At 44.1% G+C, this 14,864-nt stretch carries 14 protein-coding genes; 1 reads left to right on the top strand and 13 read right to left on the bottom strand.

Translation table 11 applies throughout. The annotated features are described in order from the left end of the window. Positions 1-33 precede the first annotated feature (33 nt). The 6 genes from hcaD to hcaE all read right to left on the bottom strand — a co-directional run bounded on the left by hcaD (position 34) and on the right by hcaE (position 5,330). Complete coding sequence (gene hcaD / locus AC13CK_RS14645) at positions 34-1,260, bottom strand: 3-phenylpropionate/cinnamic acid dioxygenase ferredoxin--NAD(+) reductase subunit (RefSeq protein ID WP_425879064.1); 1,227 nt, start codon at positions 1,258-1,260, stop codon at positions 34-36. A gap of 4 nt (positions 1,261-1,264) precedes the next feature. Beyond that, positions 1,265-2,230 (bottom strand): 3-carboxyethylcatechol 2,3-dioxygenase, encoded by a 966-nt coding sequence (locus AC13CK_RS14640; RefSeq protein ID WP_005245895.1) that lies wholly within the window; start codon positions 2,228-2,230, stop codon positions 1,265-1,267. A gap of 73 nt (positions 2,231-2,303) precedes the next feature. Further along, on the bottom strand, positions 2,304-3,119 hold the full coding sequence (gene hcaB / locus AC13CK_RS14635; protein WP_253113223.1) for a 3-phenylpropionate-dihydrodiol/cinnamic acid-dihydrodiol dehydrogenase: 816 nt from the start codon (positions 3,117-3,119) through the stop codon (positions 2,304-2,306). 2 nt (positions 3,120-3,121) lie between these two features. Next, positions 3,122-3,448 carry a 3-phenylpropionate/cinnamic acid dioxygenase ferredoxin subunit gene (gene hcaC, locus AC13CK_RS14630; protein ID WP_004278517.1) on the bottom strand — a complete coding sequence of 109 codons (327 nt, stop codon included), beginning with the start codon at positions 3,446-3,448 and terminating at the stop codon, positions 3,122-3,124. Beyond that, positions 3,448-3,966, bottom strand: coding sequence for a 3-phenylpropionate/cinnamic acid dioxygenase subunit beta (gene hcaF / locus AC13CK_RS14625; protein WP_425879058.1), 519 nt, complete (start codon positions 3,964-3,966; stop codon positions 3,448-3,450). The genes hcaC and hcaF overlap by 1 nt, the downstream gene beginning before the upstream one ends. Further along, on the bottom strand, positions 3,963-5,330 hold the full coding sequence (hcaE, locus tag AC13CK_RS14620; protein ID WP_004278520.1) for a 3-phenylpropionate/cinnamic acid dioxygenase subunit alpha: 1,368 nt from the start codon (positions 5,328-5,330) through the stop codon (positions 3,963-3,965). Before hcaE ends, hcaF begins: the two co-directional genes overlap by 4 nt. 281 nt (positions 5,331-5,611) lie before the next feature. Here hcaE and hcaR point away from each other — a divergent pair, with 281 nt between their 5' ends. Then, complete coding sequence (gene hcaR, locus AC13CK_RS14615; RefSeq protein ID WP_044111817.1) at positions 5,612-6,520, top strand: DNA-binding transcriptional regulator HcaR; 909 nt, start codon at positions 5,612-5,614, stop codon at positions 6,518-6,520. Between the two features lie 381 nt (positions 6,521-6,901). Here the strand turns inward: hcaR and AC13CK_RS14610 are convergent, their stop codons facing one another. From AC13CK_RS14610 to AC13CK_RS14580, 7 genes are all read right to left on the bottom strand, one after another. Further along, on the bottom strand, positions 6,902-7,762 hold the full coding sequence (locus AC13CK_RS14610; protein WP_213686461.1) for an alpha/beta fold hydrolase: 861 nt from the start codon (positions 7,760-7,762) through the stop codon (positions 6,902-6,904). 279 nt (positions 7,763-8,041) lie between these two features. After that, positions 8,042-9,304 carry an OprD family outer membrane porin gene (locus AC13CK_RS14605; protein WP_425879054.1) on the bottom strand — a complete coding sequence of 421 codons (1,263 nt, stop codon included), beginning with the start codon at positions 9,302-9,304 and terminating at the stop codon, positions 8,042-8,044. Positions 9,305-9,733: 429 nt separating this feature from the next. Then, positions 9,734-10,753 carry a 4-hydroxy-2-oxovalerate aldolase gene (dmpG, locus tag AC13CK_RS14600; RefSeq protein ID WP_005245890.1) on the bottom strand — a complete coding sequence of 340 codons (1,020 nt, stop codon included), beginning with the start codon at positions 10,751-10,753 and terminating at the stop codon, positions 9,734-9,736. A gap of 12 nt (positions 10,754-10,765) precedes the next feature. Continuing rightward, a complete protein-coding gene (locus AC13CK_RS14595; protein ID WP_425879052.1) occupies positions 10,766-11,662 on the bottom strand; it encodes an acetaldehyde dehydrogenase (acetylating) in 897 nt (298 codons plus the stop codon). A 24-nt stretch (positions 11,663-11,686) separates the two neighbouring features. Continuing rightward, positions 11,687-12,484, bottom strand: coding sequence for a 2-keto-4-pentenoate hydratase (locus AC13CK_RS14590; RefSeq protein WP_086044161.1), 798 nt, complete (start codon positions 12,482-12,484; stop codon positions 11,687-11,689). A gap of 407 nt (positions 12,485-12,891) precedes the next feature. Further along, entirely contained in the window at positions 12,892-13,560 is a 669-nt protein-coding gene (locus AC13CK_RS14585; protein ID WP_482831283.1) for an HAD-IA family hydrolase, read from the bottom strand. Between the two features lie 346 nt (positions 13,561-13,906). After that, on the bottom strand, positions 13,907-14,863 hold the full coding sequence (locus AC13CK_RS14580) for an RluA family pseudouridine synthase (protein WP_004278531.1): 957 nt from the start codon (positions 14,861-14,863) through the stop codon (positions 13,907-13,909). Position 14,864 lies beyond the last annotated feature (1 nt).

The raw sequence follows: 14,864 nt of genomic DNA, 5'->3' as shown, positions 1-14,864 counted from the left end.
ACATAGGTCTGTCCCAAGATATCTCAATACAACTTAAGCAATTTTGCGTAAGTCTTGTGCGATATCCAAATGTTTTTCAACATCAAACGCCGTATTTTTGCTGATCATTTTTTTCAAATGACGCATTTCTTTGGCTGCATTCACGGTAATCCCGCCAACGATCTGACCATCTGTCACACCATACATCACGAATGAATTATCTGCACCTTTGGCTGCATCCATTTCACCACGGATATGCCATTCAGCTGCGGCCATATCGCCGACAAACTGGAAGTTGATATTCAGCTGATCCGTCCAGAACCAGGCCGGATTGGCTTTCGGATGTTCCACATCCATCACGTGACGCGCGAAGATACCTGCCTGAAGGTTGGCATTTTCCCAGGTTTCCACGCGGCGGTGATTGCCACAGTCACGCAACTGAGTCGCAACATCGCCTGCTGCATAAATGTCAGCATTCGAGGTTTGGCAATGTTCATTGACTTTAATCGCAACATCAACGTCCAGACCTGCATCTACTGCAAGCTGTGCATTTGGCACGATCCCGATTCCGTAAACTACAGCATCAGCACGAAGCTCTTCACCGCCTTCCAGCGTTACCACGACTTCTTCACCATCTAAACGGCAATCTGCAATCTTGGTTTCAAGACGCACATCAACCTGGTTTTGACGATGCTGTTCCAGCAGGAATTCGCTCAGGATTTGTGGTGAACAACGGCCCATGACCATTGGACCCATTTCGATCACAGTCACCTGACAGTCTTTGTAACGTGCTGAAGATGCCAGCTCAAGACCAATCACGCCACCACCAATCAGGATGATACGGCGACCGGCTTGAAGCACAGGCACCAGCGTTTGTGAATCTTCCAGGTTACGCAGGGTATAAACGTGTTTGCCCAAAGCATCGAAATTAGGCAAACGGCGCGCGGCACCACCTGTTGCAAGCAAGAGTTTGTCATAAGCAACAACATCACCGTTCAGGAGTTCAACGGTTTTCGCTTCAGCATTGATTTTCGCCACGCCATTTCCACGAATTGTTTCCACACCCAAATCTGCCAGTTTCTGTTCTGACAGGATTTCGATCTTGGTGTCTTCAGGTTTTAGAATCACATCTTTAGACAATGGTGGGCGCTCATAAGGAAGATGGCTTTCATCACCAATTAAGGTAATTTTGCCTTCATACTTGTTGCCACGAAGTTCTAAAATTGCGCTCGCACCTGCCTGGCCAGCACCCACGATCACGATGTTGTTTACGTTGCTCATTTTCTTAACCTTTTAACTCTGCAGATACGATACCGAAGCCGGCAATCCATTCGCTGATGTCTTCATAGCAATGCGTGGTCATTTCATACTCACCCATTTCGCTTAAGGCAGCGAAGGCAGCCATCCAAGAACGGACTTCCTGACCACCACGACCACCATCACGGCGGATTTCAGCTTCAGTCATTGCTTCTAATGTTGCAAAATCAGCGTTCTTGAAGGTTTCTAGCAGGGCAATATCCCATTCAGCATTCAGAGGCACGGCAACTGACGTATCCCCTGCTGCCAGCTTTTGACCCACTGCAATAATTTTGGATTGACGTGCATGACGTGCTTCAGGCGTTGGATAACGGCCTGCAATCAGGAACTCTTCCACTTCTGGCGGTACTGCACCCATTTGCGGTGTAGGTGGATCATGTGACAGACCACCGGTACCTAAAACAAGCACACGCTCGTTTTCAAGGTTTAAAGACTTGATGTATTGACCCACAGCACGGCCCAAAGCGATGGTACGCTTGGTGGTTGGCATAGGTGCAGCAGCGCCATTAATAAAAATTGGAATCGTTGGATAACGGTCAAGTTTGCCTTCACACAGGAAATGTAAGGGCTGAGTCACGCCATGGTCAGCCTGCATACGGTATGAGTAGGCAACATCCACGCCTTCATCCAGTACACGTCGAACCAGATCTAATGCCTTGTCTTCAGGTACATCAATATGGTCATTGTCCTTGCCATAATCCCAGTCACCTGCAGCTTTGGCACGAATACCGACGCAGAAACTTGGCATCAGGTCATAGAAGAAACCATTAAAATGATCTGGACCAAAAGTGATGATCAGGGTTGGGTCGTAAGCTTTTACTTCAGCAGAGAGTTTTTCAAAAGCAGCACGAACTTTTTGCTTTTTTGATTGATCTTGAGGTGAAGCAAATTCCATTAAAGGACTGTGCGATGCACAAATAAGTTTAACGGCCATGAGAGACTCCTAGAAGGAAAGCAGCCCTGAGAGAAGAGGCTGCCGGTAAGTCCATTTGAATGAGACTAGATGTTTATTCGTCAAAGAAACCTGCACGTGGCTGACGTAGGCCACGAATACCCAGACCGCATTCTGCATTGATCAGAACACCAGTCAAAGGACGGTTGTTTTGACGAGATGCCAACAGCACGTATGAACCGGTCATATCTTCCGGTTCAGGCAAGAAATTCAGTGGCATGCCACGTGCAATTTTCTCAGGATCACGTGCATCGAGCAGGCCCACATTTTCCTGACCCAGCGATGCCGCACCTTTGATATTCACATTCATACCTGACGGTGCAACAGCGTTCACTCGTACTTTAGGCGCAAGCTCGTAAGCCAGTTCTTTCATAATCCCGACACCCGCATGCTTAGATGCAGTATATACAGGGCCTCCGCCAGCGGAGTACAGTGCCGAATTAGACAAAGTAAATATGATAGAACCTTCAGAAGCGATCAATGCATCCAGTGCAGCCTTCGCACCGAAGATCAGAGATTTGGTATTGATGCCCATAATCTCGTCAAAGGCTTTTTCTAGTTGCTCACCAGAGGTATTGACGATATCGGCATAGTGATCCCAAATACCGGCATTACCAACGAAACAATCGAGTTTACCGAAACGTTCCACAGTGGCTTGAACTGCACGAACGTTATCTGCATAGCTGGCTACATCACCTTCGATCGCAAGAACTTTTCCACCGAAGTGTTCATTTAATGCATCTACTTTAGCTTTTGAACGTTGAAGAACCGCAACTTGTGCACCTTCCTCAATAAAACGCTCGACCAAAGCCCAGCCTAAGCCTGAACCACCACCAGTAATAAGTGCAACTTCGCCCTGTAGCCAACCCATGCTTACTCTCCTGCCATCTCTACAAACAATTGGCCATCTTCAACAATCACTGGGAATGTTTTGATTGGATCAGTTGCAGGTAGACACAATGCTTCACCTGTTTTTAAACAGAAACGTGCTGAATGCAATGGACATTCCACAGTACCGTCATCTTCAAGGTAACCTTCCGACATAGAAGCATTACCATGACTGCATTTATCGTTCATAGCGAAGAATTCACCGCCATTGTTAAATACAGCAAGCGCTTCGATACCGTTTACGCCACAATCTACTTTTAACGCTTCGCCTTCGTCTAATTCGTCAACTTGGCATACAAAAATCTTATTCATTAGAAGAACACACTCAGGTTATGTGAACTGTAAGTAACTTGGTCAAGCGTGATCTTACGGTTGAAGATCTGGAAGCCGAGGCCGCCTTCAACTTTACGGATCTTGTCATGGCGTTTACCGCAGTAAATGACAATGTCTTTCTCTTTTTGCGTACGGTATAACAAATACGTTACGTACACGTCGTATTCGCCTTCAACTTCAGTCGGCTCTACAATCACGTTGCTCACCATGTGAGTGGTACGTGATGGAGGCTCTTCAGCCCAGGCCATACCGGTTTCAAGACGCGCAACACGACGTTCGAGCAAGTCTTTGGTGTCGTTGAATACCCAAGTGGTAGGTGGTTCAACTGAACGACGACGGTCACGGGTTTGTGCATTTGGCGTGGTACGTAGCGTGTAAGAGATGTCTTCTGCCAGCATGTCCAGCCAATCGCGGAATTTCCAGTCGTCTAGTGCTTTGCCTTCACGATATAGAAACTGACTAATTTGGTGATGAAGTTCTAAGCTGATTTGACTCATTTCATAAGCTCCTTCTCATATTCGTCAGCTGCTTTTTCTACGTCTTCCCATTTTTCATGGATCAATAAATCTGCCCAGCGGCGGTACATACCACGTGCTGCAGTTTCAGAGAAAATATAGTTGGTGATACCTGGGATACCATCTTCACGTACTTTTTCGTTGCCTTTACCCATTTCCATAATGAGTTTGTTTTGACGTGCTTTATAACCACGTAAAACTTTTTGGATCTCGATCCAGTTTTCAGAGTCATCTTGCTCGAGGAAACCGGCTGGACCAAAGGCACGCGTTGCAGAACGTTCAAATGCTTCTTTCACTTCTTGAGATGCTTCAGCATCCGCAATACAGAATGCCCATACTTCGGTTTTGTTTGGACCACGTGGATGCCATACGCGAAGTGTTGCAGTACCGTTCAACCAAGACAAAGTTGGGAACATGGTGTTGTGACCTGCAAGACGCAGTGCACGAGTCTCGCCTAGGCGCTCTTTAACTTCGTCGTAAGTTTCACGGAAGTAGTTGGCAACTTCACCGTCAACCCATACGTTTGCGTCTGGTTTCTCTGTGAAGAAGAAGCCTGAACCATGACCACGTGAACCGTACTGGATCGCGTCTTTGGCAGTTTCCCAAACTGGACGAGCAGTTTGCGCAGCACCTAATTTCTTAGATGATTCGTCATCTGGTTTTGCGCCCAATACTTGGATCGCAGAAGCGTGAGAGAACAAGGCGTGATATTGGTCAGATGCAAACTGTTCCGCTGCAAATTTCCAGTTACACTCGATTTCCCACTTGTGTACACCACCGATGATTTCAGTACCACCTGGACGACGGTCAACAACGCCATCTAAGTACCAAGCGATATCGCCCATGTATTCTTCTAGGTCAGGTGTGGTTTCATCCCAACAAGCAAATACCAGGCCTTTGTAAGACTTCACACGATTCACTTCAACCAGACCCCATTGCTCTTTACATGCACCATGTGGGTAAGCACGATCTTCCAGCGGGATGTCTTTTAGTGAACCGTCAATACCGTATGACCAGCCGTGGTATGGGCAAGTAAACGCACGTGTATTACCACAGTCTGCGAAGCTTACGCGCATAGAACGGTGACGGCACTGGTTCAAGAATGCTTTAATTGAGCCGTCTTTTTGACGTGCCACAATGATTGGATCTTCACCCATGTAGGTGTTGAAGAAATCACCAGCCTTAGGAATTTGGCTTTCATGGCAAAGGAATAACCAAGTACGACCGAAAACACGTTCGAGTTCTAATTCGTAAATGTCAGGATCTGTATAAATAGATGGCGTGATACGTCCATTTTGTGCATCGACTAAAGCATCGATTTCGCGCACATCAATTTTTCCACTCATGAAAAGCTCTCCTGTGACCTATCTTTGGCACAAAGTAATAGACTCAACTTTTCAACGATGATGGATTTGACAGCGTTTTTCGGGAAATATTTTTTTTGTTTCAATTAAGAGCTTAAAGCAATTATTAAGCACGTGAATTTTTATATTAAAACATCTATTAATCCCGCCAGAGCATTTAGTTTATGAATGGGAAAATAATCTTCACGACATAGTTGTTTATAGATTATACTTTGAGGAAATTATAGTAAGACATTTTTTGGATTACTCTTTGGGTTGATGACATGGAATTACGACACCTTCGCTACTTTATCACCGTTGCTGAAGAGCTCAATTTTAGTAAGGCAGCACTTAAACTTTATACGGCTCAACCCTCACTTAGCCAGCAAATCAAAGACCTGGAAGAAGATGTCGGGGTAAAGCTACTCAACCGGACCAAACGTAAAGTAGAGCTGACCGAAGAAGGCGCCGTATTCCTGGAACAGGCCCGTCTCACCCTTGCACAGGCGGACAAAGCCGTTGCCATGGCACGTCAGGTGTCACAGGCCAAACAGCAAATGCTCCGTATCGGTTTTGTACCGGTAGCCGAGATGAAAATCTTCCCCTATATCTTGCCAAATCTACGTGTACAGAACCCAGATTTAAAAATTGAACTGCTCAGCCTGAACAACAATGAGCAGATGCGTTTGTTAAAAAAAGGTGATCTAGATCTGACATTTACCCGTCATAATTTCAATAGTGATGAAATTGAAAGCCAGTTCGTGATTCGTGAACCGCTGATTTTTCTCCTGCCTAAAGATCACCCCTTAGCAAAATACGAAAGAATTCCTGTTAAAGCATTGAATGGTATTGATTTTATTATTCCATCAGCAGAGCAGTCCTTGACCCTGAACCAGGCTATTCTGGACTTTGCCAAAGCCAACGGCATTGAACTCAATATCGTGCAAAAGGCCGATAATATTTTATTTAATATCAACTCGATCGGAATGGGCCTAGGCTGTACCATTTTGCCTGGCTATATTGCACCACTAACCATGGATAATACCGTGATTCGTCCGCTGGACGTGGAGTTGCCCTATTTAGACCTGTATGTCAGCTACCATAAAAACAACAAATCCTATGTCGTGAGCAAATTTCTTGAGCTTTTGACCCGTGTGTTCTATCTGGATATTAACCGTAGCGAACAAAATTAATCCTATTTCTTCCCTGCATTAGGCATATGCCATTCAACTTATGATAGGCATGTGCTTTTTTTGTTTTATTATTTTATGCTTAAGAATCCATTTTTAATTCTATTTTATAATAAAGAATCTATTTCTGGCGCTTAAATTTGTCACTTGCCCTTGACCCAAATTGTGTATTTTTAGCTCTAAATGTACTGCATTTACCACTTAAGTCTAATAAAGTTTCATTCGGATTTTTCTCAGTTTAAATAGCTCAAACCTATAAAAATTATTAGATTTTTATATTTATTCAAATAAATGAGAATCAAACTCACTTAGGTGCGCTACCTTAAATATTTCCGATATAAAAAAGGATGACCAAAGCCATCCTTTTTTAAAACTGTATCAAACTTATTTTACGCCGTGAACAGCCAGGTAGTTTTTGATCACAGTGTTGAACTCATCTGCTTTTTCAACTTGAGACCAGTGACCGCATTGGCTGAAGATATGTGCATCAGCATTTGGCACGATGTTCAGGATGTCCCAAGTACGAGAAACCGGAATCACCACGTCTTGCGTACCATGAATCAATAGTACAGGCACAGTAATGTCTTTCATTTTTTCGAAGTCTAATGGGAATTCGAAACGGTCACGGTCACGTGCGCCAACCACATCCATTAAACGATTTGATGCATAGTCATTTGCAGCAGAAGCAAAACGTACTTTTACCAGTTCATCAGTAATTAGATCTTTATTTACGACAAACATAGAAAGAGTTTTCTTGATCCCTTCTTCTGTAAGAACTGGGTTTGCGTGAGCTTTAAGTGCAGCTGTCTGTTTCGCACCGCCCGTACCCATAGACACGATACCCAAAATGCGATCTGGATAATCCAATGCCATCTGGAATGCTAACCAGCCACCCAGAGAGTTACCCACTAACCAGGTTTTTTCGATACCCAAAGCGTCTAGCGTACGAATCGCATGATCTACCCAGGCACGGATACCATATTCAGTACCCGGCGCAACCACAGTTTGGCCATAACCAACGGTATCAATCGCGATACAACGTGCCTGTTCACCAATTTGTGGCAGATTTAACCACCAGTTTGCCGCGGCCGATACACCTGTACCTGAACCGTGTAAAAATAGAATAGGCGTACCTTCACCAATTTCGTGGTAATGGGTCAACTCGCCTTCAGCGGTTTCAATCCATTTGTCTTCTAAGCCAAAGAATGGATCTGTTTGATAGTCAGGGATTTGAACAGTGCTCATATTGCTTCCTCTTACAGTCTTTCGCTTGCGTGTCCCTCTATTTTCAAGAATTCGACGTCAAGTTGACTCATTAAAATGACTTGTGTACACCCTTATATTAACCGCTCAGCTGCAGCAAACTGATACAAAATTACGATTGCACCCAACAAAATAGATATAATTTAAGTGTTTGTTTTATATATTTTTTTATAAATTAAACCCTACATAAACTAAGGTTTTAACTGCATTCCTAAACCAAAAAGCAGCCAGAAGACTGACTGCTTTTAAAATATACGGGTATTAGAATTTATGCGTATAAGTGGTGGCGACACGGTATTCTTGCAGGTCTGGTTTTGCTGGATTGGCAAAATTCACATCAATATACATCGCCTGTACACCCAAACCTTTTAATTTACCTTCTGGCACAGTGTAGTTCACGATGGCATTCACTTCATCCGTATTGAAGTTCTGACCTTGATACGCCCCCGTCCCTTTCTGATCATAACCTTTGAAATATACGGCTGTTACATTTAAGCCTTTTGCACCCATTTCAGAGAAATCATAGCCATAAGCAACATTCCATGACTTTTCTTCAGGCGCGGTAAAGGTCGCTACCCCCCAGTTCGCCAGATAAGGCTGTGGCACCCAGCCACCCAATGTCGGGAATGCGCTATCACCAAACATTTGCTGGTAACCTACACCTACGGTATGTGCACCATGATTCACTTTTGCAGCGACAGATAATGCCTGGTTATCGATCTCACCATACAGCTTGTCACCTGACTCCGAGTTATCGAAGTAACGGATGTGGCTATCTAATTTGGTTTTTTCACCAAGCGCAGTTTTATAATTCACACCCAGATAATGCTGTTGGTAAATGTCTTGAACATCGGCATACCAGTAGCTCGCCCCTACTTCTTTAGTAAGCTGGTGGTCTACACCCGCAATCCACATGCCATCAGCTTCAGCACCCGTATCATAGAAACTTGGTGGAGAAAATTTAGTTAAATCACGGAACTGGTTGTCATAACGGTTGTTAATACCATCAATATAAGCCAGAGTTAACTTGGTATCTTTAAGGTCTTTAGACTCTAACCAGGCACCACTATAAGTCGTCAATAACTGACGCGATGGATCAAATACCAAGACTGGAGATACAGGCAATAACTCACCGACTTTCAGTTCAGTTTGTGACACTTTGGCTTTTAAGGTCGCGCCGACTTTACCGAAATGGTCTTTTGATTCTTTGCCATCGTGTGGTAAAACCCAGTCCGGATTTTTATCACGGCCATTGAGTTTAACTGCATGCTGAACCAGTACATCAGCACCGACCTGCACACCACCACCGATATCGTGATAACCGGACTTGGCATCCAGAGTCACGCCTTGTGACCAAGAACCCCAGTTACGTGATGAGTAGTTATCTTGATACTGACGGTCTAGATAAAAGTTTTTAAATTTGAGTTGAACATTGCTGTCGTCAATAAAATCTGCATTCGTTGCAGTTGTCCCTAAAGTTGCTGTCGCAGCAAGCATTGCAATCCGTAAATTGTGACGACGCATGATGAGTTCCCCATTCAGCTGATAAAATCCATGCCGCCATCATGCGCAAGTCGGTTTAAATAAAAAATCCGACCACAGTATTAAACTTTTGCTCTTTTAGCTCTCCATATTCCAAGCCCAGATTTAAGCGCTCAATCTCTTAGATTTTAAACCGATTAAAGAAAATAAAAATTTGACCGGATATTTAATTCAAATTTCTGTTTCCTTTATTAATAAGCGCAATTTTTTTAAAAACTTTAAGATAATATTTTTTATTTATCGTTTTTATGTTTAAGGAAAAAATTAAACTAAAATAATCTTCACATAACACTATAACTAAAATATCTGAGATCAGAGTTTTAATATATTATTAAAACTACTTCATAATAAAAAAGCATCCACTTTGGATGCTTTTTTATTAGCCTTATTTTAATACGATTGCATTAAAAATTAAGCTTGTAACTCACGCGCTTTAGACATGGTTAATGCCAAGTCTTCGATCATGTCTTCCTGACCACCAACCGTACCACGGCGACCAAGTTCCATCAGGATTTCACGCGCAGATACGCCATATTTCGCTTCAGCGCGTTTAGCAAACAACAGGAATGAAGAGTAAACACCGGCATAACCTAAAGTTGCCGCATCACGGTCGGCACGGATCGGGTTGTGCATCATTGGAATCACCAGATCTTCAGCAACGTCTTGTACTTTAAACAAGTCAACACCAGTGTCCATACCCATACGGTTTGCCACAGCGATAAACAATTCGAGTGGTGTATTACCCGCACCAGCACCTAAACCTGCAGACGCCAAATCAACACGTACCGCACCTGCCTGAACCGCAGCAACAGTATTCGATACACCCATGCCTAAGTTGTGGTGACCGTGGAAACCAAGCTCAATGCTTGAATCCAAGTGTTGACGTAAGTGACCCACACGGTCGATCACGTCCTGCGGAAGCATATAACCCGCTGAATCTGTCACATAGATACAGTTTGCACCGTAAGACACCATCTTGTTTGCTTCTTCAAGCAATTTTTCAGGAGATGCCATATGCGCAAGCATCAAGAAGCCCACAGTGTCCATTTCTAGTTTACGTGCAGCGGTGATGTGCTGCTCAGAACAATCCGCTTCAGTACAATGCGTCGCCACACGAATGGTAGAAACACCAATTTCATGTGCCATTTTCAAATGGTCAACCGTACCGATACCAGGTAAAAGCAATGCAGAAATTTTTGCATTTTTCATACGTGGCACAACAGCAGACAAGTATTCTTCATCCGTTGCAGCAGCAAAACCGTAGTTCACTGATGAACCACCCAGGCCGTCACCGTGTGTTACTTCAATTAAAGGTACGCCAGCATCATCAAGTGCTGTTGAAATTGCAATCATTTGCTCAACAGTCGTTTGATGGCGCTGCGGGTGCATACCATCACGCAAAGTCATATCATGAACAATAATCTTAGACATTTTGGTATTCCTTTAAGCTTCAGCGATGTTGAACACGTGTTCTGCGAACATTTCTGCAGTACGTGCAGCTGCTGCAGTCATAATATCCAGGTTGCCTGCGTATTTCGGCAGGAAGTCACCCAGACCTTCAACTTCCAAGTAAATTGATACACGGTTGCCATCAAATACAGGACCATTTACAAGCTTGTAACCTGGTACGTATTTTTGAACTTCCTTGATCATGGCATGTACAGATTCAGTGATCGCTGCCTGATCCGGCTCACCTTCTACTAGACAGTGAACAGTATCACGCATCATTAGAGGTGGCTCAGCCGGGTTAATGATGATGATCGCTTTACCTTGTTTCGCGCCGCCGACTTTCTCAATGGCACCTGCAGTAGTACGTGTGAATTCATCAATGTTTTTACGCGTTCCCGGACCAACCGACTTAGTCGATACAGTTGCAATGATTTCGCCGTATTCAACAGGTTGAACGCGAGAAACCGCAGCCACCATCGGAATCGTTGCCTGACCGCCACATGTCACCATGTTCACGTTTGGTACTTCGCCCGCTTGTAGTAATGCTTCAAGGTTGACTGGTGGTACACAAAATGGACCAATCGCAGCAGGCGTTAAGTCGATCATCAACACGCCAAGTTCATTCAGCTTGCGTCTGTTTTCAGCATGGACATAGGCAGAAGTTGCGTCGAATGCAATTTTGATGTCATCAGCAATCACATGAGGAAGAAGACCATCAACGCCTTCAGCTGTGGTTTTTAAACCCATTTTCGCAGCACGCGCCAAACCTTCAGAAGTCGGGTCAATCCCCACCATCCAAACAGGCTCTAACCATTCGCTGCGTTGTAATTTATAAAGCAAATCAGTACCAATATTCCCTGGACCAATCATTGCACATTTAATCTTTTTCATGAATGTACTCTCTTGGAATCTTGATTATTCAGCAGCGAATGCAGCGGTTACTGAACCGAAGCCTTCAATTTCAACTTTGAATTCATCACCTGGTTGCGCCACAACCATTGGACCTAAAGCACCCGTCAAGATGATGTCACCTGCCAACAATGGACGGCCACGACGCACCATTTCATCTGCAAGCCAAACCGCAGCATTGAGTGGGTTTGCAAGACATGCTTTACCCACGCCTTGAGAAACGACTTCCTCACCGCGCGTCATCACCATCTTGCAGTTCACAAGATCAAGTTTTTCTAACTTAACCGGCTGAGAACCCAAGACAAATGCAGCAGAAGATGCGTTATCCGCCACAGTATCAATCAGGCTGATTTTCCAGTTTTCGATACGGCTATCGACCACTTCAATTGCAGGCAGTGCATAATCAGTTGCGCTGATAATGTCTGCATACGTGTGTTTTTCTTTGGTTAAATCCTGGTTAATCACCAATGCGATTTCTGCTTCAACTTTCGGCTGAATCAGAAGGCCAGCTGGAATTGCTTCACCATCGCCATAGGCCATGTCGGCAAATAACATACCGAAATCCGGCTGATCTACACCCAGTTGCGCTTGAACGACTTTAGACGTCAAACCAATTTTACGACCCACCAGACGGCGACCTTCAGACAAAGCACGCTCGGTATTCACTTCCTGAACGGCATAGGCGATATCTACGTCAGCACTTTCACCGCCAAGTTCCGGGCGAATCGGTGCAATCGCAGTTTGTGATAATTCAGCGCTACGAAGTGCTTGTGCAACTGATTCAACAACAGCAGAATTCGACATCAATGTTTCCTTAAACTGCAAAAATTAGGCTTATGCCGGGATCTAAGAGGGACAGAAAATATGAAAATGATCAGGCTGATCATCAGCATGGACTGCCTTTCTCAGAACGAGCATAGGAATAAACAGTTTTAGGATGGGAAAAATCCGGCGTTTGTGCCAATAGTTATTTTATTTTTTGCTATAGCTATTATCTATAAGGAGAATTCATAAAAATTTAAATAAAACAAAATCTTATTATTTAAAACATATCGTTATTTAGCAAAATAACTGCCATAATATGACCGAATAAAATCAGTACAATTACGACTTTAGACTAAAAGATAAGAACCAGCGCTTAAATCTGCAGCATTCCCCAGCCAATTCAAACCGGGGAAACACATTCCTTGCACTGCAACCAAGATACTGGATTAAACTGCTTGTTTCCATTGGACTTTAGCCAGCAATGCGCTATGCAAAGCAGCCACATCATCCACGATACAAACGGGATTAAATTGAGCTAAAAGTTCAGGCGCATGCACGCCATAACTTACCCCAACACTTGGCATGGCAATATTTTGCGCCATTTCCAGATCATAAGACGTATCACCGACCATAATCGCATGTTCAGCCTGCACACCGGTTTCTGCCAGAATTTCTTCTAACATTAATGGATGAGGTTTGGAACGGGTTTCGCTGGCTGCGCGCGTGGTCACAAATAGCTCCTCACTGTTCGTCTGTTTCAATACACGATCCAGACCTTTACGACTTTTCCCTGTAGCGACAGCCAGTTTCACGCCTTGCTGCTGTAAATCCGCGAGCATGTGCGCTACGCCTTCAAACCAGGAATCTCCTGATGAGTTGGCAACATAGTGATCTGAATAGGCCTGTAAAATATCGCTATGTAATTCTGGTACTGTCGGGAATAAACGCTGTGCAACTTCAGGTAAACCCAGTCCAATAATACTTTTCGCATCTGCATCCGTTAACGGCTGCTGAAACTGCTGTGCGGCAAACTGCAAACTCGCCACGATTTGACCGACTGAATCAAATAAAGTGCCATCCCAATCGAAAATGACCAATTTTACAGGTGAGTTCATAAAAGATTTCCTAGATTTGATTCAGTCTTGAAGCCCTCTCCTACAAGGAGAAGGAATTTTTCATTCTTAAGCAAATGACTTTAATAAAAGAACCAATAAAGTCGAATTATCAATGAAGTTTTAATTCAACATTACTATTTAATAAGTAACGTTCCCTCTCCTGAACGAGTTTAAAGCACTGCTTTAAACGACGTGCAAGAAGGAGACTTGCTCAGCAGTGCTGCTTAGGGAGAGGATTCTTTCGAAATTTAATCTCCCCTAGCCCTCTTTAAGAAATAGGGGAATTCCCTCCTTTTTCAAAGGAGGGTGAGGGTGGATTAAATTTATTAAAAGAAAAAATAAGTCCTTATTGGGCAGCCGGTTTATCCGCTTTCTGCGCTCTTAACTGCGCCACCAGACTCTGCATATCTTCTGGCAATGGTGCTTCAATTGCTGGATAGCCCGGAATGTCCAGACGCATTGCATGTAAACACAAACGGCGTGGTTTTGGCCCACGATATTCTGTTTCATGACCATACTTTTCATCGCCTACTAGCGGATGACCAATACTCAAACCATGAACACGAATCTGATGGGTACGACCAGAAAGCGGAGATGCATACACCAGTGTGGCATGCATAAAACGTTCCTGCACATTCCACTGGGTTTTAGACTCTTTACCTTCTTTCGGGGACACGCAGACACGACGTTCACCATTGGCCAGCTCGTAACGATGTAAAGGTGCATCAATCAGCTGTTTATCCAGACTGACCTGCCCTTTTACTACAGCGGCATAGGTTTTTTTGATTTTATGTTCACGCAACATATCTTGTAATGTTTTCAACACGCTACGCTTTTTGGAAATCATCACCAGACCGGAAGTATCACGGTCAATCCGGTGAATCAGTTCCAGATACTTTTTACCGGTTGCGGCACGCAAGCCCTCAATCAGGCCATAGGCCACACCGCTACCACCATGCACAGCAATTCCGGAAGGTTTATTCACGACCATCAAACCTTCATCTTCATAAATCACACGGGCCAATAAGCCTTGTGCCACTTTGTCAGAAACAGGTGCAGCAGATTCATCTTTTTGTTCATAGCGAATCGGCGCAACGCGAATCTGGTCGCCGATTGCGAGTTTGGTTTCTGCTTTAATGCGTTTTTTATTAACGCGAACCTGGCCTTCACGAATCAGACGATAGATACGGCTTTTTGGCACACCTTTCAGACGACTAAACAGGAAATTATCGATGCGTTGTCCATCTTGATGTTCATCCACTTCAAACCAAGTGACGTTTTGCCATTGTTGCGTAGAATTCATA

This window comes from Acinetobacter sp. L-24, assembly GCF_056857555.1.
This window is presented reverse-complemented; position numbering and strand designations above follow the sequence as displayed.